The following is a 22,018-nucleotide window of genomic DNA, read 5'->3' on the forward strand; positions in this document are numbered from 1 at the left end:
GACGAGAGATGATTGCATGGTGGCCGATGATGAGAAGGTGTTCCCAACTGCCTGCAGCACCTTGCTCGGAGGGAGCACCGAAGTGAATCGGCAGCTCTGACTCTCCTTATGATCTGTTCAGGTTGTACGGCCTCCGATTGAACGCCAGGGCCACGGTCGATGGATTACGGCCGCTGAGCGGCCTGACGAGCCCGGTTGTTGAAAACTCCCTTCGATGGAACAAAGGTTATAGCCGACGATCGGCGCGAGGACCTTGGTAATGCTCCAAGCCACTTCTACTTTGGCACCCCCAAAAACTAAAAACCCTCCTTAACCGGAATCCCTATTACGCCTACACCCTTGGGCATCGCCACGCGGAAGCAGGCATGCCATACCAACAGGCCTCACCGGCCTTGCCCGTTCGGCACTACGGAAGCTGCCAACCAACTCCTGAACCCTAACCCAAAACCCGTTCAAATGAATTGTCGGAATACTTCGACGCGCGCCACGCGATTCTCGCGGTGGTGCAAAGCGGGCCTTCTGGGCGCAGCAATTGCGCTCTTAGGCACGCAGACCAATGCGCAGGTGACCACCAACGGTGGCTCTGGCCTCGCCCTCAGCTACCCCGACCTCGCCACGGCCATCACCGCGCTTAACGGCGTTGGCACAGCGACGAGCCCGACCGTTATCACGCTCGACCCCGCGAATCCGCAAACGGCGCCAGCTGGTGGCTACACCATCACGGCTACCGGTGATGCCACGAACACCATCACGATCGCAGGCAGCGGGAACACCATCACCTCGAGCACTGCGCTAGTCGTGGGTTCGCTGCACGATGCCATCTTCGAGATCATCGGCGGTGACTACATCACCATCGAGAACTTCACGATGCTGGAGGACCCGGCGAACATCGTGACCACTGCGGGGTCGAACAACATGACGGAGTTCGGCGTGGCCGTGTTCTATGCCACCACCACGGATGGCGCGCAGAACATCACGATCCAGAACAACACGATCGACCTGAACCGCACCTACCAGAACACCTTCGGGATCTACGCCACCTCGCAGCACACGGCTACGGTGCTGGGGGCAGCGCAAGCCACGGCGCCCACCGGCGCGCACAACAACCTGCGCATCTACGGCAACCAGATCACCGACGTGAACACCGGTATCTGCGCGAACGGCGCCACCACTTTCGCGAACTATGCGCAGGGCCTGGACATCGGCGGTACAGTGGGGCCTGTGGGCAACCTGGGCAACACCATCACCAACTTCGGCACCACCGGCACCTTCTCGAGCTACACCGGGGTGAGCGGCACCGTGAACGGCATCCAGATCACCAACCAATTGAATGCGAACGTGAGCTGGAATTCTATCTTCAGCTCTGTCGGCGGGGTCACAGTGACCTCCACCCTGCGCGGCATCTACTACCGCCAGAGCGCTGCTCCTACCTCGGGCTCCTGGACGAGCTCCATCAACGATAATGCTATCGGGCTTCAGCACGGTGCCGCCGGCGGGGCCATGTTCGGCATCGCTGACGAGACCGGAAGCGCGTTCAACACGCTCAACATCATCAACAACGATTTCCTCGGCACAGGATGGACCGTGCCGGGCACAGGCGCGTACACGGCCATCAGCAACACTGTTGCCGAGCAGAACGTGACGATCAATGCGAACGGGTTCTTCAGCCTTTCGTTGAACACCACTGGCAACGTTTCGTTGATCAGCAACAACCTTTCCCGCCCAGCGGGCGCTAGCAGCACCTGCAACGATAACGCCATCGTTGGCGGCTTCGCCAAGACCCTGGGCGGAGGCACGGTGTTCTGTTACGATTCCTTCGGCATCTCCTCGAACACCGGCACGGAGACCTTCATCAACAACAACTTCTCCGACGGTACGGTTACGGGCGCGACCACCCTGCGCATCGTGCGCGTCTCCGACGGGAGCGCTACCGCGCCGACGAGGACCTGCACCAACAACACCATCTCGAACTGGGTGGGCGGCACCGGCACCATCACGTGCCTGACCTCCAGCTTCGGCCTTGCCGCGAACACCAACCTGGTGGCGAACAACACCATCAGCAACATCAGTGGCGGTGGCACCGTGATCGGCCTGGAGAGCACCGCAGGCACGCAGATCATCCGGAACAACGCGGTCACTGGCCTGAGCTCCACCGGGGCTTCTGCGGTCTCGGGTATCGTGATCTCAGGCGGCACCACGCAGACCGTGGAGCGCAACAAGGTGTGCAACATCGAGGGCAGCAACGCTTCGAGCACCGTGAACGGCATCATCAACAGCGCCGGCACGACTGCGAACATCCGCAACAACACCATCGGCGACCTGCGCGCTCCGATCGCGAATGCCGCGAACCCGGTGGTGGGCATCAACATCACGGGCGGCACCACGGCCAACGTGGACTACAACACGGTTTACTTGAACGCCTTGAGCACGGGTGCATTGTTCGGCACCTCGGCGCTCAGCGCGAGCACCACGCCTGCGCTCACCCTGCGCAACAACATCCTGGTGAACAACAGCACGCCGACCGGCGCAGGCCTGGTCGTTGCCTACCGTCGGAGCACCACCACGCTCACGAGCTATCAGGCCGCTTCGGACCGCAACCTGTTCTACGCAGGTGTGCCCGGCCCGCAGAACCTGATCTTCAGCGATGGCACCAACCTGCTGCAAGACTTCGCGCTGAACTACCAGCCGTTCGTGACAGCGCGTGATGCGAACTCCGTGACGGAGAACCCGACCTTCGCGAGCACGAGCTGCGGCGCGTCGGACTTCCTGCACTTCGCGCCTGCCACCAGCACGCTTGCCGAAAGCGCTGGTGCCAACATCGCGGGCATCACGAACGACTATGACGACAACGTTCGCCAGGGCAATCCTGGTTATGCGGGCACGGGAAGTGGTCCGGACATCGGTGCCGATGAATTCGAAGGCCTCAACCCCTTGGCTTGCGTTGGAGCGCCGACCGCTGGAACCATCGGTGGCACTTCGCCGATCTGCGCGGGCACGGGCACCACGCTAAGCCTGAGCGGCCACAGCACCGGTCTCGGCATCATTTACCAGTGGCGCATGGGCACCACCTCGGGCGGGCCTTACGGCACCACCTTGGGCACGGCATCCACGCAAGCCACCGGCGTGATGGCCGCAGGCACCTACTACTACGTGTGCGATGTGACCTGCACCAGCCCGGGCGGCAGCACCGTGCAAACCGCGGAGTTCACCTTGGTGGTGGATCCCACCCCAGTGGCGAGCGCCACCAGCAACAGCCCGGTCTGCGAAGGCCAGACGCTGAACCTCGATGGCAATGGCGGCATCGGCACCAGCTACTCGTGGACCGGCCCCGGCTACGGTGGCGGAAGCAATGAGGATGAGAGCATCCTGAGCGCGACCCTCGCCAACAGCGGTGCCTTCACTTTCACCAGCACCTTGGGCAGCTGCACCAGTGCACCGGTCATCGTGAACGTCACGGTGAATCCGAATCCGACGGGTGTAACAGCCAACGCCACTGACCTCATCGTATGCGCTGGCGACTTGGTGGATCTCTCAAGCACAGGATTTGCCAGCGGCAGTTCTACGATCCTTGCCGAGAACTTCAATGGTGTTGCAGCAGGATGGACCACGGTGAACAATAGCACGGGAGGCGTGCCTGCGAATGCCGCTTGGACGCTCCGACCTAACGGCTATGTCTATAGCTCGACCACGTACAACAGCAACGATGCCTCGCAGTTCTACATGACGAACAGTGATGCTCAGACGAACACCCCGGTATCGGCTACGGCCACAGAGCTCATCAGCCCTTCTTTCAGCCTTGCCGGATTCTCTGCGGCTAGCCTGAGTATGTGGCATTACTACCGAGACATCGGTGATACCGGTGATAGCGCCGTGGTCGAGGTCTCGACGAATGGCGGCGCCACCTGGGCCATTGCCCAAGCCTTCACGACCACGTTGGGTACTCCTGCGGTCATGGTGAATGCAAACGTGAGCTTGAATGCCTTTGCGGGCCAGAGCAACGTTATTGTGCGATTCCGTTACCGTGCTACATGGGATTGGTATTGGACGCTCGACAACGTGACGGTCAGTGGCACACCGCTGCCGACGTTCAGTTGGGTTTCTTCTCCAGCCTATTTCACAAGTGGTGTCCAGAACCCAACCGGCGTTGCTGTTAGCCCGGCACCCACCACCTTCACGGTAACTGCTACGAATCCCATTACGGGCTGCTTCACTACAGCCAACGTGACGGTGAATCCCGACCTCACGGACACCGACGGCGACCTGATCACGGATTGCGATGATAGCTGCCCGAGCTTGCCGGGTGAAATCGGCGATCCCTGCGACGATGGGGATGGTCAGACCGCGCTTGACTACATCAACGGCAGTTGCGCTTGCGCTGGTCAGGTGTGCACGACGGATCTCGATTTCGTTTACCAAGCCGACGGCGTGGATGACCTCACCTGGGTGATCTATGAGCAAGGCACTAACCTGATCGCCAAGAGTGGCGGCGGTGCGTTGGTCGGCAACGGCTCAGAGGCCACCTGCCTGCCCGATGGCTGCTTCTACATCGTGGTCACTGACGCTGGCGGCGACGGCATCGTGAACGGCGGCTACCTGCTGAAGATCAACAGCAGCGTGCGCCTGATCGATAACCTCTACGGCACCTTCGGCGAAGGCGGCTTCACCAGCGGAAGCACCAGCCGATCGCTGCCAACGAAGGCTTCTGCCTGCCCGTGGGCACCGACCGCCTGATCTTCACCAGCTGCGACCGGCGCGACTGGAAGATCAGCCCCTGCGGCGGCGAGTTCGTGGTGGCCAATGCCAACCAGGACGTGAGCGATGAGTACGGCGTGAACAACGCCAACAGCGGCTACCAGATGTGGTGGTATACGCCCAATGGCGGATACAGCTTCAAGCGCTTCCAGAGCCACAACACGAGCAACGGCCTCCCGGCCAGCGCAACCCGCGCGGCCCACTTCCAGCTCAACGCATGGACCGGCAACCAATTGGTGGAGGGCGGTTTCTACAACGTGAAGGTGCGCGGCCGCGTGAACGGCACCTACAACAACTGGGGCCCTGCCTGCCGCCTGGTGGTGAACAGCACGGAGGCCCAGTGCCCCCGCACCAAGCTCATGGACCTGCCCGGCAACCAGTACCTGAGCTGCGGACAGAGCCGTACGATCGGCACCAACGTGTATGTCCATGCCAAGCCCGTGCGCCGCATGAACAACAACTGCAACTGGGTGAACGCGAACCGCTACCAGTTCCGCTTCCGGATCCCGGCTGAGTTCATCACCATCGTGAAGACCAGCGCCACCGGGCAGTACTGGGTGAACACCAACGGCCTCACCTGCGGCAAGACCTACGAGGTGGATGTGCGCGCCAGCTTCGACAATGGCTCCACCTGGTGCCACAGCAGCGACCCCTACGGCGACATCTGCCTGCTCACCACCACCTGCAGCTTCGGCATGGCTGAAGAGGGCGGCAGCACCGCGACGAGCGAGGCCCGCGTGGCGATGTACCCGAACCCCAACAACGGCGATCAGCTCTTCTTGAGCCTGAGCAGCGTTGAGGAGGGCGTGGAGTCCATCAACGTGGACATCTACGACAGCTTCGGCAAGCGCGTGGCCCAGCGCACCATCGGGGTGCAGGACGGCTACGTGAACACCGCCATCGCCCTGAACGGGGAGCTGGCCAACGGCATGTACCTGGTGAATATCGCGGCCGGCAGCGCGATCCACACCGAGCGCCTGGTGATCCAGAAGTAAGATCCGGGGCTTGGCCCCGGACCGAAACCCGCCCCCCGCACCCCCGGTCCTCCGACCGGGACGTGCGGGGGGCGGTGCTTTCTCACAGATCGTGGTGAGCGATCATTTAGCCATAGGTGCGTGTTCTAGGCGCCGAATGCGATCTTCGCAGCCGTCTTAGTCCAAATGCGCCGGATCCTTGCCCCCTTGGCCGTCATGGCTGCGCTCGGTGCGCAGGCACAGTTCGCTCCTTGCGATGTGTCCGTTTCGGTGACGTCACCCACCTGCCCAGGCCTTGCCGATGGCGCCATCACCGTGGTTAGTCAATCTGGCGGCCCTTACCTGTACGAATGGGTGCACGATGCGCTGCTCACGGATGCCACCGCCAACAATCTCATTGCTGGCGTCTACACGGTGGAGGTCACTGGATTCGATTGTGACACCATCATCGACGTGGTCGTTACCGACCCGGTCGTTCCGCCGCTCGGGACGCTCGATGTGACCGATTTGAGCTGCGCAGGCGCTGACGACGGCGCTATCACGCTCACGCTCAACCCAGGCGGCCCCTTCATCTGGTTCTGGACGCATGATCCGGTGGAGACCAATACCACCATCACCGATCTGCCCATCGGCGTCTATGGCGTGCTCATTTCGCCGCCCATTGGCTGTCCTTCATACATCGAGGCCACCTTGGGGGATCCTGATGTGAATATCATTGGTGAGCCATTGGCCTACTGCCCGAACCAAGCGCCATTGCTCTCCACCGAACTCGTCTTCGGTTTCCAGCCGCACATTTACGAGTGGGGCACGGGTGATACGCTTTCAACCTATCAGGTCCCGCCAGGAACCAACGCCACGATCACCGTCACTGCCACGGACACGGTGCTGAATTGCGTGGCAACGGCGACGGTCGACGTAACGGAGCTGGTGCCGCCTTTCGCGGTGCCCCTCATGGTCGATACCGCTTGCCAGAACGTGGCCTTCATCGTGAACACATTGGCGACCAATGGCGATTCGCTGGAGTGGACCTGGGGCGTGGACGGGTACAGCAACGCCCGCGACCCGCTGATCGCGTTCCCCGATGCTGGCTGGCAGCATGTCACGCTCCAAGCCTTCGATTTGACCGGCTGCGGGAACCTGCCCGTGCTCGACAGCATCTTCATCGTGGCGCAGACACCCGCGGTGTTCACCGCGCGCCAGATCCCCTGCACGCCCATCGTCGAGATCTCCTTGGGCAGCCTAACAGCCGACAGCTGCGCATTCTACATCGGCGATAGCCTGGTCACCCACGATTGCACCGGCTTCATCCAATGGGACCACGGCCTTTACGACTTCTATCCCTACACGCTCTTCGCCACGCAAGCCAACGGCTGCAACGACACCACGACCACCATCGTCGATGTGCGAACGGAGCCCACGCTCTTCCTCGCGAATGCCTTCACCCCAAACAACGACGGGATCAATGACACGTGGCCGGTGCGCGTGGATATCCCTGAGCTGGGCTATGAGCTGAGGATGTTCAATCGATGGGGCGAGAGCATATGGGTCACCAACAACCCGCAGGAGCAGTGGGATGCGAGCGGCATCCCGATGGGCGTTTACGTGTACACCATGAAGATGCGCGATCCGTGCTCGACCACGAACGAGATCGTGAAGCAAGGGCACGTCACGCTTTTCCGGTGACGCGGCGCTAGAGGCTGCGGATGGCTTCCACGAGCCGGTCCAATTCGGTTGTCGTCGTGTACACGTTGGGCGTGACCCGCACGTGGTTGTACGCAGCTTCAATTCCCGGCTGGCCCTCGCGCTCGATGGCCACGGTGTGGATCTTCCACTTCGCGAAGAGCTCTTCGCTGATGGCCGTTGCCTTCTTCCCGTCCATGCCGAATACGCCTATGGCGCAGCTGAAGCGCGGATCCTGTGAGGTCTTGAGGAAGAGGCCGGGCAATCCCTTCACCTGTTCCATCCAATAGTCCTTCAGGTAATGAAGCCGCTCCTGCTTGCGTTGCGCGCCGATCAGCTCGTGCAGGTCCAGCGAGTAGCCCGTGGCCATCTCGATGGGGAAGCTGCGCGTGCCCAGGCTCTCGAACTTGCGGATATCGCCGCTCTGTGGCTTGTCGTTGCTGAGCAGCGGCCACACCTTGCCCACCTTCTCCCCCTTGATCCACAGCAGGCCATTGCCGAAGGGGGCGCAGAGCCACTTGTGCAGGCTGGTGCCCCAGTAATCGGCGCCGAGCTCGGGGATGCTGTAATCGAGCAGGGCGAAGGAGTGGGCCGCATCAACGAGCACCTCGATCCCCCGGGCATGCGCGGCGTCGGCGATCCGGCGAACAGGCAGCACCTGGCCGTTCCAATTGACCACGTGCGTGATGTGGACCAGCTTGGTCCTGGGAGAGAACCTGCTGATGAACGCCTGTGCCATCGCTTCTTCATCCTCCTACGGCAGCTGCGGGTCGGCATGCACGAGTTTCACCCCATCGCGCAGCGCGCGCTGCTTCCAGGCATTGGCCATGTTGGGGTAATCGTGCGTGCTCACCACCACCTCGTCGCCGGGCTTCAACGGCAAGCCGAAAATGACCGTGTTGAGCGCTTCGGTGGCATTGCGGCATAGCGCGAGCTCGTCCTTGGAGCAGCCGGCCAGCCGCGCCAAGTTCATGCGCAACGGCTCCCGATCCTGATCAAGGATCCGCCACATGTAGTAGCTCGGCGCTTCATTGCACATGCGGTTGTAGTGGTCGAGCGCTTCCATGGCCGCGCGCGGTGCCGGGCAAACGCCGCCATTATTGAGGTTGATCAGGGTAGGGCTGCAGGCGAAGGAGGCCCGCACCTGGCGCCAGAATTCCTCGGCATCACCGCTGGGTGCCGGGCCAGGGCCGATTCCAGGGAAGGCGGCATCGAGGCGCTGGTGCAGGGCCAGCCCGCCTAGCAAGGCGGCGCTCTGGCGGATGAAGCTGCGGCGGTCGGTCATGCACCGAATGTATTGGGCGCAGCAATGCGGATAACCTTGTTAGCATCGAGCTCCGAAGGCGGACACGGCAGGGGAGGGAGCGGGGCGACCTTTGTTCGCAACTGCCGTGCGATGATGCTCCCGACCCTACGGATCTGGCTGTTCCCTGCGATCGCCTCAGCGCTCATCGGCGCCCCTGCCGCGTTGGCTCAGGTCCCCGCGCAATGCCTCGAGATCGAGAGCATCCTGGTGGATGCCTGCATCGACCTGGCCCAATGCCCCGGCGCTTCCGAAGGTCAGAACGAGATGGTGCGCTTCCGCACTGGGCCGCAGCCCATCGCCTTGAGTGAGCTGGAAGCCGATTGGCCCAACAACAGTTGGAACGGGCTCGTGCAGGACGCCATGACCGCGGCCCTCACCGATTCGCTGAACGCCGCCATCCAAGGTTGCGGCTGGTTGCTGGAGCCGCCGGCTGGCGTGATTCCCCCGGGCAGCCAGGTGCTCATGGTCACCAGCACGATGATGTGCACCGCTGCGAACTCCTTCGCGAACCTGAGCGATACGCTCTACATCGTGTTCCAAGCGCCGGGCAACACCAGCGGCCATTTCGCCAACCACAACAACGGGGCGGCCATCAGCCCAACGCCCGTGGGCGCCGAGAGCCTTCGCACCCTGATCCTCATTTACCTGCCCACCGGCTGCGCCGATACGGCCGTCTACGATCGCGCTCAGCTCGTGAACGTTTTCGGCACCTACGGCGGCGCGAGCGCGGAGAACGATGGGGCCACCGCGCAATTCAGTTGGCCAGGCACCCCCACGGTGACCTATGTGAACTACGGCTGCCAGGCGCCTTTCGAGCCTACGCTGGTGAGCGTGATCGATGTGGATGGGAGCATCTGCAACGGAGCAGGCAATGTGCAGCTGGTGGGGAGTGTTTCGGGCACCGATGTGGTGAGCGTGCTCTGGCAGGGCGGCACAGGCAGCTTCGATGACCCAACCTCGCTCACCACGAATTACACTGCTGGCGCAGGCGATGTCGGGCCTGTCGTGGTGCAGCTCTGCGCGTTCGGCGCCTGCGGCTTGCCCATCTGCATCGATTACACCCTGCCCGGCGGTGCGGCTCCGCTAGTGACGATCGCTGCAGATGGCCCAACGGCGCTTTGCCCCGGGCAGAGCGTCATGCTCACGGCGAATGGTGCCGACAGCTACTCATGGAGCACGAGCGAGGTCACGGCATCCATCACGGTTTCGGCGCCCGGCACCTACAGCGTGGAAGGAACCAATGCATGCGGAACAGGTGACGCGCAGGTCGAAGTGACGCAGGCGGCCGGCCCAACCGTCTCCATCACTCCGAATGGCCCCACAGCGCTTTGCCCCGGGCAGAGCGTGGTGCTCACGGCGAGCGGCGCCGACACGTACCTGTGGAGCACGACCGAGGTCACCGCTGCCATCACGGTCTCAGCGCCCGGCACCTACAGCGTGCAAGGCACCAACGCTTGCGGCACGGGCAGCGCGCAGATCGAGGTGACCCAATCGGCTGGACCGACGGTGATCATCACGCCGGATGGGCCAACGGACATCTGCCCCGGGCAGAGCGTGGTGCTCACCGCGAGCGGAGCAGACAACTATGCATGGAGCACGACGGAAGTCACGGCATCCATCACGGTTTCGGCGCCGGGCACGTACAGCGTGCAAGGCTCCAACGCCTGCGGGACCGGCAGCGCGCAGATCGAGGTGACCCAAGCCGCCGGGCCAACAGTGATCGTCACGCCGGATGGGCCAACGGACGTCTGCCCCGGCCAGAGCGTGGTGCTCACAGCGAGCGGTGCCGATACCTATTCATGGAGCACGCAGGAGGTCACGGAATCCATCACCGTGAACCAGGCCGGGACCTATTCCGTGACCGGAACGAACAGCTGCGGCACCGGCTCCGCGCAGATCACCGTGAATGTGATCGTGGTCAGCGCGTCGTTCACTGCCGTTCCTGCCTTCGGTGATCCACCCCTCGATGTGAGCTTCACGAATTCGAGTTCGCCCGCCAACGGCGCGATGTCCTGGCAATTCGGTGATGGAGGCACCAGCGCTGATTTCGAACCGACGCATACCTACTTGGATGATGGCTCCTATACTGTAACGCTCACGGTATCTGCGCAGGGCTGCGTGGCCACTGCCTCCGCCATCGTGGTGGTGGGCGAGGGCGACATCGTACCGAGCATGGTGGAAGTGCCGAACGTATTCACGCCTAATGGCGATGGCGTGAACGATCAGTTCCGCTTGGACGCCATCGGCATCGAGCGCATCGAGGTCTTCATCTTCAACCGCTACGGGCAGGAGGTGGCTCGATTGCAGCGCGCCAAGCAAGCGTGGGATGGCCGCACTTTCGGGGGAGAGCCATGCAGTGAGGGCACCTATTTCTGGGTGCTCGAGGCCACCGGCTTTGACGGCGTGGAGCACAGCATGAAGGGTAGCCTCACGTTGCTGCGCTGATCCCGGCACAACGCGTTTTGGCAAATGGGGAAGCGCCGGGCCGCCCCCGATCCCCGTCCTTTGCACGCGATGCGGAAGATGCGACCGGCGATCCTGATCCTGCTTCTTGCAGGGGTGAGCGCCGCATGGGGCCAATGCCCTGTCACGATCTCCTCTTTCCCGTACGACCAAGGGTTCGAGGCGGGTCCGTCGTGGGTGGCCGGAGGTGCCAGCAGCGATTGGGCTTGGGGCGCTCCGAACAAACCAGCGATCAATGGTGCGGGCGGGGGCGACAATGCCTGGGTGGTGGGCGGCCTCACCGGCTCATTCTACAACTACGGTGAACAGAGCTGGCTCGAAGGCCCCTGCTTCGACTTCAGCGCATTGCCCTATCCATACGTATCGTTCAAGATCTTCTGGGAGTGCGAGCGCACCTACGACGGTCTCGGTTTCCAGTACTCCCTCGATCAGGGCCAGACATGGTCGAACGTCGGTTCGGTGAATGATCCGCCGAGCTGCTTCGATCAGAACTGGTTCAACACCACCAACATCAACAACCTGAACCTCGCGAATCCGAAGCAGGGTTGGAGCGGTCGCCTCGGCGCCACCCAAGGCAGCTGTGCCGGCGGGCAAGGCAGCGCAGGATGGGTGACGGCCTCGCACTGCCTGTCATTCCTCGCTGGCGAACCGAGCGTGAAGTTCCGTTTCATCTTCGGTGCGGGCACCACCTGCAACAGCTACGATGGCATCGCGATCGACGATGTGCACATCGGCGAGAAACCCGATGAGCCCACGGCGATCCAGTCCGAGTGCTTTGGCAATGAGCTGGTCATCGAGGATGTGCAGACCTGCTCCACTTCCTGGCTCTGGGATTTCGGGGACCCCGCTTCCGGTGCTGGCAATACGAGTGATCTGCTCGCGCCTTCGCACATCTTCAGCGCCCCGGGCACCTACACGGTGACCTTCACGCGTTTCTTCGATTGCCGCTCTCCGCAAGTCACCACCATCGGCCTGACCATCCTCGGCTTGGAGGTGAATGCCACGCAGCCCACCTGCGCTGGCGGGGATGGAGCACTGGAGGCGATCGTCACGAATGCGGCAGGACCTCTCACTTTCTTATGGAATCCGGTTGGCAGCAATGCCGGCAGCATCAGCGGGCTCGACGCGGGCACTTACGACCTGAATGTGACCGGTGGAGCGGGCACATGCCCTACGGGGGCCATCGTGACATTGGATCAACCTCCAGCGGCTCCGGTGGTGAGCGCCAGTGCTGCAGCAGCCTCCTGTTCCGGGTTCTCCGATGGATCAGCGACAGCCAACGTGAGCGCGGGCACCGCGCCCTTCACCTTCGCATGGTCGCCATCGGGCGGAAGCAACGCCACGGCGGCGGGCCTGGTCGCGGGCACTTATACCTGCACCGTGACCGATGCCAATGGCTGCAGCGCTTCTGCCAGTGCGGCCGTCACGGAGCCATCACCATTGAACATCATAGCCGATGATACCGTGAGCATTTGCATTGGCGATGCTATCACATTGTCCGCCGTCGCCAGCGGGGGAACACCGGGCTATGCCTATGCGTGGAGCCCCGACGGCCCTCAGGTATCGCCGCTCATGAGCACTGCATTCAGCGTGATCGCCACCGATGCGAATGGCTGCGCCTCGGAACCCTTCGCCGTGCAGGTCGAAGTGGGCGATGCGGGAACGCCCACCTTCACCGTGATCGACACCTTGGGCTGCACGCCGCATTGCGCCAGCTTCTTCGCAGATGCAGAGGAGGGCAGCTTCACGTGGGATCTGGGCGACGGCACGGTGATCACCGGCGGTCCGAGCATCCGGCATTGCTACAGCAGCGGCGGCGTGTTCGATGTGCGCCTCACCCGCGCCGATGCCAGTGGCTGCAGTGGGACATGGGTCTACGCGGAGGCCGTGCATGCCATCCAATCGCCCACTGCGGCTTTCAGCGCAGTTCCGCCCGTGACCACGATCAAGGAGCCCTTGATCCAGTTCATCAATCGGTCCATGGGGGCCGATAGCGTGCTATGGAGCTTCGGTGATCCGTCGGACAGCACGAGTTCGGGCTATGATGCGGCCTTCGCCTATGGCGAGGTGGGCTGCTTCCCGGTGCGGTTGCTGGTGCTGAATGCTGAAGGCTGCTCATCATCCGCGGTGGTGGAGGTGTGCGTGGAAGACGAGTTCGCGGTGTACATCCCCAATGCCTTCACGCCGAACGGCGACGGGTACAATGATCTATGGGGCGCCATCACGACCGTGGGCCTTCCGCGCGAATTCGAGCTGGTGGTCTTCGATCGCTGGGGCGGTGAGCTATACCGGGGCAATGAGAAACAAGCCTTCTGGGACGGCGCGGCCAATGGGGAGGTGCCCATTGGCGTTTATCCCTGGCGCCTGCGCCTGCGCGATACCGCAGGCAAGGTGCAGGAGCGCTCAGGCCACGTCGCGCTGCTGCGCTGATCAGCCTACTGGATCGAATCGTGCTTGCGCTTGAGCGCATCCACCACGCGCTGCACTTCTTCCTTCGTGGCGCCGCGGTCCTCGGCTTTGCCGGCAGTGCTCTCCAAGCGGCCCTGCTCTTTGGCGATATCGCCCTGCACCTTGGCCTCCTGCTGCATCAGCTTCGCCAATGAGGATTCGCCCTTGGCCAGCTTCTCCCGTGCCTTCGTGAGCTTCTGCAGGTCCTTCGGATCATTGCTCAGCGCGAACTTCTTCTCGCGGCCCGCGATGTCACCGGTGAGGTGCGCGTTATCGCGTTCGACCTTGGCGCGCTTCGCTTTGAGCTTCTCGAGCTGGCCGTTCGACTTGGTGATCCGTGACTGGCTCTTGGCCACATCTCCTTTGGTGCTGGCCAGCTTGTCGCCCGCTCTGGAGAGCTGCTTCTCATACGCTGCGATCTGCGACTGCACCACGGCCCGGTTGTATTTCACGGCCAATGCGCGCATGTACGCCTCCTGGCCGTCCGTCGTTTCCACTGGCGTGGAGTCATTCACGGCGAAGGCCACGGTGAGCTTCACGAGGTTGGCTTTCTTCTCCTGGGCCGATGCCGCTGCGGCCATTGCAGCATCAGGCATCTGAGGCACGCGCAGGCCTGTCGCCTTTGCAGGCTTGCCCTTGGTCACCGCATTGCTTACGGCTTGCATATCGGCCATCCACCAGCCCATCACGTCGCCGGCATCGGCCTCATGCACGGCGATGGTCCATGCGGACAATCTGAACACGCCGTTCTGCAGGCTGTCAGGCACCACCGCGATGGCCTTGTCCCACGAGAGCGCGTAGCCCTCTTGGGTGGAGTTGCCTTTCTGAGCGTCGGCCTGGGATGCGGAGAGCATGCACGCAGCGGTGAATAGCAGGATGGAGCGGTTCATGGCAGTTCGTTTGAGCGCTGGAAGTTCGGCATGATTCAGACGTTACCGGTGACGCTGGTCACCCGGGTTCGGGGAGATCGCGCAAAGCCAGGTACACCCGGTGCATGGGCAGGCCCATCACGGTGTAGAAGCTGCCGTCGATCCGCTCGACCGCGGTATAGCCGATCCAATCCTGCACGCCGTAAGCGCCTGCCTTGTCCAGGGGCTTGTGCCGTTCCACGTAATATGCGATCTCGGCTGGCGACAGCGCGCGGAAGCGAACCACGGCGATGTCGGCGAAGCTGAACATGCCGTTGCTGGTGCGCAGGCAAACGCCGGTGACCACGCGATGCGAACGCCCGGAGATCAGAGCGAGCATGCGGCGCGCATCGGCGTCGTCCACTGGCTTGTTCAATAGATGAGGACCAGATGCATCATCGAGCAGCACCGTGGTATCAGCGGTGATGAGCACTTGATCCGGAGCGAGCGAGCCGTTCCATGCATCGGCTTTCTTGCGAGCGAGGTGCTCGGCCACCTGATCGTCCGGCATCCCAGCGGGTGGAGTCTCGTCCACATCCGTGCTGGTGATCTCCACGGGCAGGTCGAGTCCTTGCAGGAGCTGTCGCCGACGGGGTGAGGCCGAGGCGAGGATCAAACGCCATGGGAAGAGCGGAGGTGCGTGCATCATAAGAACCTGATCAGTGCGGCGAAGCCGGCCCCCATCACCATGGCCACCTTCATCAGGGCGCCAGCGCGATTGTGCTCTTCGCGCGTGGCAGCGTTGTATGTGAAGGCCGCCGAAAGCAGCAATGGCGCAATGATCCCGAGCTGGATGTACCAGTAGGCCATGTTGCCGTGCAGCGCAGGCACCAGCATGTGCACGGCGAGCAATGCGAGGATCAGCATGGCGATGTAAGCGAGCGTGAGCGCTTTGGCCCATTGAATGCCCCAAGCGATGGGGATGGTGCGGCAGCCGTGGGCGGCATCGCCTTTCACATCGGCCATGTCCTTCTGCAGTTCGCGAACCAGCGAGGAGAGGAACGCGAAGGCCGTGAAGCCCAATACCCACCACCAGAGCTCGGTGAAGGTGCCCTCCATCTCATAGCGGGCATCGCCAGGCAGGATCACGGTGCTATGGGCCGCGAAGGAGCGTTGCAGCGCGGGGATCTCGTACAGGCCGACGGTGAGCGGCACCAGCGCGGTGAGCACGGCCACGGTGCCATTGCCGATGATGAGCTGCCGCTTGAAGCTGGTGCTGTACGTCCACAATGCGCCGATGGCGAACGCTGGGATGACGAGCAGTGGCCACTGGCCGGTCCGCCAGGCAACGATCGCGCCGCAGAGAAGGCCCGCACTGCTCAGCACCAGATGCGCTGCCATGGCCACCCGCCGCTTCACGCTGCGGCCCACGATCACGGTGCCCGGCCGGTTGATCCGGTCGATGCGGGTGTCGAAGTAGTCGTTGATGATGTTGCCCGCCGCGCCGATGAGCACCACGCTGAGCACGAGCAGCACGAAGAGCCAGAGCGGCAATTGCGGGCCGAAGCCCGGTTCCACGCTGATCTGGGCACGGGTGATGCCACCGCCCGCTTCCTGCAATAGCTGTTTCAGGCCACGCTCGAGGTAGCCCAGCACCAGGCCGTATCGGATCAGCGCCATGGTGAGCGCCATGATCAGCAGGTTCAAAGGGCGCGATAGGCGTATCAGATCGAGCATCGGGCAGGTCCTCTTCGCTCCATCACCAAGTGTAGGCACCGTCGGTGAGCCACTTGCCTTGCACCTTCATGGCCTGTTCCAATAGGTCGCGCACGCAGCCTTGTCCACCGGCCTTGGCGCTGATGAACCGGCAGATGGCCTTCACCTCGGGGGCGGCGTCAGCGGGACAGCAGGGCAGGGCCACGCGATGCATCACGCGCAAGTCGGGGATGTCGTCGCCCATGTACGCCGTGCGCGCTGGATCCACGAGGCCTTCGGCGATGAGTTCATCGAGCTTGGCGTTCTTGTCGAGCACGCTGCTGTGATAGGCCGTGACGCGCAGCCGCTCGAAGCTCTCGCGCATGCCATCGCTGCGGCCGCCGGTGGTGATGATGATGCGGTATCCTTCCTTGATCGCATGCTGAACGGCGTAGGCATCACGGCTGTGGAATGTGCGAACCGGGTCGATGCCGGGAAGCATCAGCACGCGGTTGTCCGTGAACACGCCATCCACATCGAAGAGGAAAGCGTCGATGCCAGCGAGGAGCTCCTTATAGGTCGATGCCATCCGTGGGGTGGCCGTGCGCCTTCAGCATCATGCTGCTCAATTGCGCATAGGCGCGACGAAGATCGGCTTCGTCCTCCAACAGTTCGAGGTGGCGCTTCACAGAGGTGATGTCTCCCCTCCGCGCTGGTCCGGTGAGCGCTTCGGCGGGCCCGATGGTCGTGACTTTCTGCGCTGTGAGCTTCCACAGCGGCATGAGGAGATTGGGCGGCAGTTTCTCCTGCTTGAGCAGGCGTTGGGCTTCGCGCATCAGGAAGACCGGGAAGTTGCTGGCGAGCACCGCCGTGAGGTGCAGCAGCTCGCGCTGGCGATGGGGCAGTTGCAGCACACTGCCGCTGACGGCGCGCGCGAGCTTCAGGATGACCGCCTCAGCCTCTGGCGTGCTTGCTTCCACCGCAAGCGGCACATCGCTCAGGTCGATGGGAGCGCCATGGCTCAGGGTCTGCACGGGCCAGATCACCGCGCGGTGCTCATGGGGCACCAGCACATCGATGGGCACGGCCCCGGCGGTATGGGCCACCACGGTGCCGCCTGCAGGAATGCGCGCGGCGATCTCGGCGATGCTGTCATCGCTCGTGGCGATGATCACGAGGTCGGCCTCTGGCAGCGCGCGGTCCAAGCGGTGGGCAGGGCATTCGAGGAAGCGCGCCAAGTCGTTGAGCTTCTCCGGGTTGCGGCCCGCCACGCCGATGAGCGGCAGCTTGGCCTTCATGATGGCGTGGCCCAGGTGGTAGGCCATGCGTCCCGTGCCGATGATGAGGATCGATGTCATTCTGTTGTCGTGAAGCGTCGGTCATGGCCGATGGTAGGGTCAACTCCGTCATCCCGGCCTTGAGCAAGGAGTGGCGACCTGCCGAGGTTGAAGTCGAATTCCATCGCCATCATTTTCCCCGTGCGCGCTGCCAGACCGCCATGCCGGAGCCGAGCGCCAGCAGCACGCAGCCGATCCACAGGATGTTGATGCCAGGGAAGATCAGCGCTTGCATCACCACGAATTCACGCTCTGCCACATCGAGCCCCAGCTTCCCGCCTTCAACGGTCGCCAGACTGTAACGGATGCGCAAGGCTTCCAACTCAGCCGCCTTGCCCATCACCGGCTGCCCATCGGCGTAGATCACCAGCGGCCGTGCCTCGAACCAGCGTTCCGGGTTGTAAAGGTCACGGATGCGCAAAGCAGCGGCATGCACGGTGAAGCGGTCGCCGAGCATGGCCTTGGTGGTGCTGTCCTGCATGATGTACAAGCTGTCGATGACTGCAACGCTCGTCGGCGTTACGATCGTGTCGCCCACTTGCTTGTCATAGCGGCGGTTCGGCATCCATGCATCGTCCGGCACGATGGTGCCATTGGGCAGCGTGTCCGGGGCCATCGCCATTTCCGCGTAGCGCAGGTGCGTGTAGAGGTCGCGCGTGAGCCAATGGCGCGTGCTCGGTTCGGGCACGTTGCCCATGCGCTCATTGAGCTGTATGATGGGCGAGAGCGTGAACAAGGGCTTGCCGGGCGCAGTAGGGCTCCAATCGCTCGCGCGCCATAGCTCGCGCTTGCTGTAGCTCTCGAGCGGCTCCCAATGCTCGGGCTGCTGCGCGAGGAACTCCGGACCGGCGCTGTGCGCCTGCCGTGCGCGGAACAAGGTGCCTCCGATGCGAACGGTATCGCCCTGCGCATAGCGTCGCGGCTCCACGCCGAAATACTCCATGGCGTACTCGAGGTTCACGCCATCGCGCTGCTTCCCGCGGTAGTGGACATAGAACTCGCCCATGCGCGTGGTGTCTCCGCGGTACAGCAGGATCTCCTTGCTGTTGCTGAAGCCCTCGTTGAGGAAGCGCAGGTCCATGTTGCGCGCATTCATGCTCACGTCCTGCGTGCGACTGGTGCTCACGAGCGCTCCTAGGAGCACCAGCGCGAAGCCCGTGTGCGCGATGCTCGGCCCGGCACCTTTCAGCCGGCCTTTCAGCACGGCGGGGATGTAGCCGATGTTGGCCACGGCCGCGAACACGGTCGTGAAGAGCAGCAGCGATAATTGCAGCTCATGCACGCGGTATCGGAGCAAGGCGATGCCCAAGCCAGCGATCACCGCGCTGATGACGAGCACGATCGCGAGCTGGCGGACCAGGCGCTTGAAGCCATCCTGCTTCCAGCGCAGGTACTGCACGAAAGCCACCAGGAGCGAGACGATGATGGCGAAGGGCGTCTGCCAACGGTTGTAATGCGCGATGGCTTCGCTCGGAGGCGCCAGGCCATCGCTGCCGAGCTTCACCAGGAAGTCCCAACCTGTGCGCTCGCCCATGCTGGAGAAGAAGCCCTGGAAGGGCGCGAGCAGCAGGTTGGTTACGGGGATGCTCGTGCTGAAGGTGATCTGCGCCGCGCTGAGCAGCAGCACGAGCGAGGCGATGAAGAGCCAGAACTCGCGGCTCCAGAGGGCTTCTTCGGGATCCTTGGAACTGAAGCCTTTACGGTATGCGCTGAAGATGTGCACCGCCGTGAGCAGCCCGAAGAGCAGGATCGCCTCCACCTCGATGGCCAGCGCGAGGCCGAGCGCGAGCAGCGCGAACGAAAGGCCGACGTAGATCCATCGCTGCTTGCGATCGGGATGCAGCATGGCCGCACTGATTCCGATGAAGATCAGCAGGAAGCGAACGAGCGCGGGCAGCATGCCATCACCGGTGAAGCTGTGCACGCTGGTATCGCCCAGCACGCCGCTTCGCGTGAGGAAGGTGCTGTAGAGGATCAGGATGAAGGTGATGAGCGTGAGCGCGAAGGCGCTGAAGAGGGAGGTCTCCTTGCGCTTGTTCACGAGCATCAGGTGGCCGGCGCCAACTAGCGTTATCCAAGGAACCAGTGAAGCGTTCTCCACCGGGTCCCAAGCCCAGAAGCCGCCGAAGCTGAGCGCCTCATAGGCCCACGCGCCGCCCATGAGGATGCCCGTGCCCAGCACCATCACGCCGAAGAAGGTCCAAGGCAATGCAGGCTTCATCCACTCAGAGCGCTGGTTGCGCCAGAGCCCGGCGATCGCGTAGGCGAAAGGCGGCAGCGTCGCCGCGAAGCCGAGGAAGAGCGTGGGCGGATGGATCACCATCCAGTAGTTCTGAAGCAGCGGGTTCAGGCCGCGTCCATCCTTGAACTCATCGATCGCGGTGAGGTAGCCCGCCATCTTCGTCCAGGGCAGGCCGATGTAATCCGTTGTCTCGCGGACCAGCAGGAAGGGGCTGCTTCCCAGTTTCCAGTCGCCCACGTACACGCCGATGAGCATGAAGGCGAGGAAGACCTGCACGAGCGCGAACACGGCCATCACATGGGGTTCCCATGATTTGGCGCGCGCGATGAGGATGTTCCCCAGCACCATATGCCAGAAGGTCCAGAGCAGGAATGAGCCCTCCTGTCCTTCCCAGAAGCAGCTTGCGATGTACTTCATCGGCATCTGCAGGTTGCTGTGCTTCCACACGTAGTCGAACTCGAACCAGTGATTGAACAGCATCACGAAGAGCATGACCACGATGCCGAGCACCGCTGCGCTGTGGGCCCGGAAGCCCACGCGGCCCATGCGGGTCCATGCATCATCCTTCCGCTGCGCTCCGGTGAAGTAGGCCAGCGTGGCGAGCATGGCGCTCACCAGCGAGATGATGGTCAATGCATGTCCGAGCTTCCCTGCCCAGGCATGCTCGCCGATGTATTCGATCGCTGATGTTTCCAATTCAGTACGGCATTCAACCTGTGACCATCAAACGGGCAACAGGCGGGACGCCTGCTGGACCATCAAACCCCAACCTGCCCAACCTGCTGCATTTCATTGTACTTGCTCGGGCACTTCATCAGCATGTCGTGCGCCTCGAATTCGCCGGCATCATTCACCTTGCCGGTGAGCACGATGCTCTCGGAGCGCTCGAAGTCGTATGGCTTGGCCTTGGCAAGGCGCACCACGCAGCGATCGCCATTATCGTCCATCAAGGTGAAAGTGGTGAGGTTGGCATCCACGATGGGCTCATACTCCACGGGCACGCTCTTGTCCAGGTAGCCCTTCACCTTGAATTCCTTGCCGGGCTTGGCCTTGGCCTGCGCAAGGTCGACGAAGGTGCTGCTGTCGGCCAAGGTGGCGATGAAGGCCGCCATGGCGACGGCGATGAGGACGAGGGCGATGATGTGCGAGCGTTTCATTGCCGGTGATGGTTCTCCATGCGCGCGATACGGCGGTCGAGCCGGAAGAGCCAGAAGGCCAGCCCCAGAAGGATAACGGCCACAACGGCGATCACGGTGTTGATCTTCCCGCTGCCGTAGAGGGTATCCACGAGCCAATCGGGGCTGCCTTGCGCGAGCAGCGCATTCGGTGCAGCCACGAAGGCCGCGAGCAGGAACAGCTTAGCGGATGCGTGCATCTTCTTGGAGGATCTCGAGCCGCGCGAGGCGGTACCGAAGGTTGAGGAGCCAGGCACCGATGCCCATCCAGCCGAGCACGGCGGCATAGAACACGGGGCGCAGGCTGGAGTCGAGGTCGTATTGGCTGAAGGCCGGATTGCCGCCGCTGCCCGGAGCCGCGCAGCACCAGGTAGGCGAGATAGATGAGCACGGTCACCGCAGCGCCGTTAAGCTTGGCATCAGTCGTCCACCAGCCGCCCCATGTGGCGCGCGCCCAGATGCTGCCCGTGACAAGGCCCAAGATGGCGAAGAGCAGGCTGGCATGCACCGCGGCAACGGCCCCCCGGTCGTGCAGCTCGGCGCCGCTGCGCAGGACGAGGATGCTGAACACCAGCGAAACGGTCTGCAGCATCATCATCGTGAACCACATGGGCACATGGAAGTTCAGGTTGCGGATGGTCTCGTACAGCAGGTTCCGGTTCGGGAAGACGAAGCCTTTGCGATGGTGCACGGTCATTTCGCCCACGATATCATGCGTGGCACCGCTCCCTTTTTCGGGATTGTAGAAGGCATCGAAGAGCCGCATAGTGCCGGCGCCCGGAGCCGTCACCAGCAGGTCGCTCATATCCTCGCGCAAGCCTTCCGGCACGTAGATGTGAATCCTTGCATGCGTGGAGTCGATCACATCCACGCGGCCGGCTGGCACGAATTGACCGCCGTTCTCCAGGATTGCGCTGACCTCGTTGGGCCTGAACTGCGTGCGATAACCCATGACCTCGATGGCGTGCCGTGTCCCCGGTTGCAAGGTGGCCGGTTCGGCATGCACGATGGCCGGGGCCAGAGGGGTGCGCAAGGCGGTGATGGAAGCAGCAAGCACCAGGGCCACCGCGAGGAATTTCCACCACCACTGCTTCATTT

At 62.9% G+C, this 22,018-nt stretch carries 13 protein-coding genes and 1 pseudogene; 5 read left to right on the top strand and 9 right to left on the bottom strand.

Annotated elements, in window-relative coordinates:
• The first annotated feature begins 456 nt into the window (after positions 1-456).
• The 3 genes from IPK70_11705 (at position 457) to IPK70_11715 (ending at position 7,409) form a co-directional block, all read left to right on the top strand.
• The gene (locus IPK70_11705) at positions 457-4,731 is read left to right on the top strand and encodes a hypothetical protein (GenBank protein MBK8227825.1); all 4,275 of its coding nucleotides are present in this window, start codon (positions 457-459) and stop codon (positions 4,729-4,731) included.
• Positions 4,713-5,747 carry a T9SS type A sorting domain-containing protein gene (locus IPK70_11710; GenBank protein ID MBK8227826.1) on the top strand — a complete coding sequence of 345 codons (1,035 nt, stop codon included), beginning with the start codon at positions 4,713-4,715 and terminating at the stop codon, positions 5,745-5,747. The genes IPK70_11705 and IPK70_11710 overlap by 19 nt, the downstream gene beginning before the upstream one ends.
• Before the next feature lie 165 nt (positions 5,748-5,912).
• Positions 5,913-7,409: a gliding motility-associated C-terminal domain-containing protein gene (locus IPK70_11715; GenBank protein ID MBK8227827.1), complete on the top strand. Its 1,497-nt coding sequence runs from the start codon at positions 5,913-5,915 to the stop codon at positions 7,407-7,409.
• Positions 7,410-7,416: 7 nt separating this feature from the next.
• Here the strand turns inward: IPK70_11715 and IPK70_11720 are convergent.
• A pseudogene (locus IPK70_11720) lies at positions 7,417-8,691 on the bottom strand (aminotransferase class V-fold PLP-dependent enzyme).
• Positions 8,692-8,802: 111 nt separating this feature from the next.
• On the opposite strand from IPK70_11720, the gene IPK70_11725 reads away from it, so the two are divergent.
• Together IPK70_11725 and IPK70_11730 are read left to right on the top strand one after the other, a co-directional pair.
• Positions 8,803-11,157 carry a gliding motility-associated C-terminal domain-containing protein gene (locus tag IPK70_11725; GenBank protein MBK8227828.1) on the top strand — a complete coding sequence of 785 codons (2,355 nt, stop codon included), beginning with the start codon at positions 8,803-8,805 and terminating at the stop codon, positions 11,155-11,157.
• A 69-nt stretch (positions 11,158-11,226) separates the two neighbouring features.
• On the top strand, positions 11,227-13,605 hold the full coding sequence (locus IPK70_11730) for a gliding motility-associated C-terminal domain-containing protein (GenBank protein ID MBK8227829.1): 2,379 nt from the start codon (positions 11,227-11,229) through the stop codon (positions 13,603-13,605).
• A gap of 5 nt (positions 13,606-13,610) precedes the next feature.
• Here IPK70_11730 and IPK70_11735 read toward each other — a convergent pair whose 3' ends face one another.
• The 8 genes from IPK70_11735 to ccsA (IPK70_11770) all read right to left on the bottom strand — a co-directional run bounded on the left by IPK70_11735 (position 13,611) and on the right by ccsA (IPK70_11770) (position 22,016).
• Positions 13,611-14,513 carry a hypothetical protein gene (locus IPK70_11735; GenBank protein ID MBK8227830.1) on the bottom strand — a complete coding sequence of 301 codons (903 nt, stop codon included), beginning with the start codon at positions 14,511-14,513 and terminating at the stop codon, positions 13,611-13,613.
• 58 nt (positions 14,514-14,571) lie between these two features.
• Positions 14,572-15,180 carry a septum formation protein Maf gene (maf, locus tag IPK70_11740; protein ID MBK8227831.1) on the bottom strand — a complete coding sequence of 203 codons (609 nt, stop codon included), beginning with the start codon at positions 15,178-15,180 and terminating at the stop codon, positions 14,572-14,574.
• Positions 15,177-16,163 carry a geranylgeranylglycerol-phosphate geranylgeranyltransferase gene (locus IPK70_11745; protein ID MBK8227832.1) on the bottom strand — a complete coding sequence of 329 codons (987 nt, stop codon included), beginning with the start codon at positions 16,161-16,163 and terminating at the stop codon, positions 15,177-15,179. The genes maf and IPK70_11745 overlap by 4 nt, the downstream gene beginning before the upstream one ends.
• Positions 16,164-16,230: 67 nt before the next feature.
• Entirely contained in the window at positions 16,231-16,755 is a 525-nt protein-coding gene (locus tag IPK70_11750) for a 3-deoxy-D-manno-octulosonate 8-phosphate phosphatase (protein MBK8227833.1), read from the bottom strand.
• Complete coding sequence (locus tag IPK70_11755) at positions 16,739-17,524, bottom strand: DUF2520 domain-containing protein (protein MBK8227834.1); 786 nt, start codon at positions 17,522-17,524, stop codon at positions 16,739-16,741. The genes IPK70_11750 and IPK70_11755 overlap by 17 nt, the downstream gene beginning before the upstream one ends.
• Before the next feature lie 109 nt (positions 17,525-17,633).
• Positions 17,634-20,441, bottom strand: a complete 2,808-nt coding sequence (gene ccsA / locus IPK70_11760; protein ID MBK8227835.1) for a cytochrome c biogenesis protein CcsA — start codon at positions 20,439-20,441, stop codon at positions 17,634-17,636.
• Positions 20,442-20,503: 62 nt separating this feature from the next.
• Positions 20,504-20,902 carry a cytochrome c maturation protein CcmE gene (locus IPK70_11765; GenBank protein MBK8227836.1) on the bottom strand — a complete coding sequence of 133 codons (399 nt, stop codon included), beginning with the start codon at positions 20,900-20,902 and terminating at the stop codon, positions 20,504-20,506.
• 91 nt (positions 20,903-20,993) lie between these two features.
• A complete protein-coding gene (gene ccsA / locus IPK70_11770; protein MBK8227837.1) occupies positions 20,994-22,016 on the bottom strand; it encodes a cytochrome c biogenesis protein CcsA in 1,023 nt (340 codons plus the stop codon).
• Positions 22,017-22,018: the final 2 nt, after the last annotated feature.

The sequence above is a fragment of the Flavobacteriales bacterium genome, from assembly GCA_016712535.1.
In the GTDB taxonomy this organism is placed as follows: Bacteria; Bacteroidota; Bacteroidia; order Flavobacteriales_F; family PHOS-HE28; genus PHOS-HE28.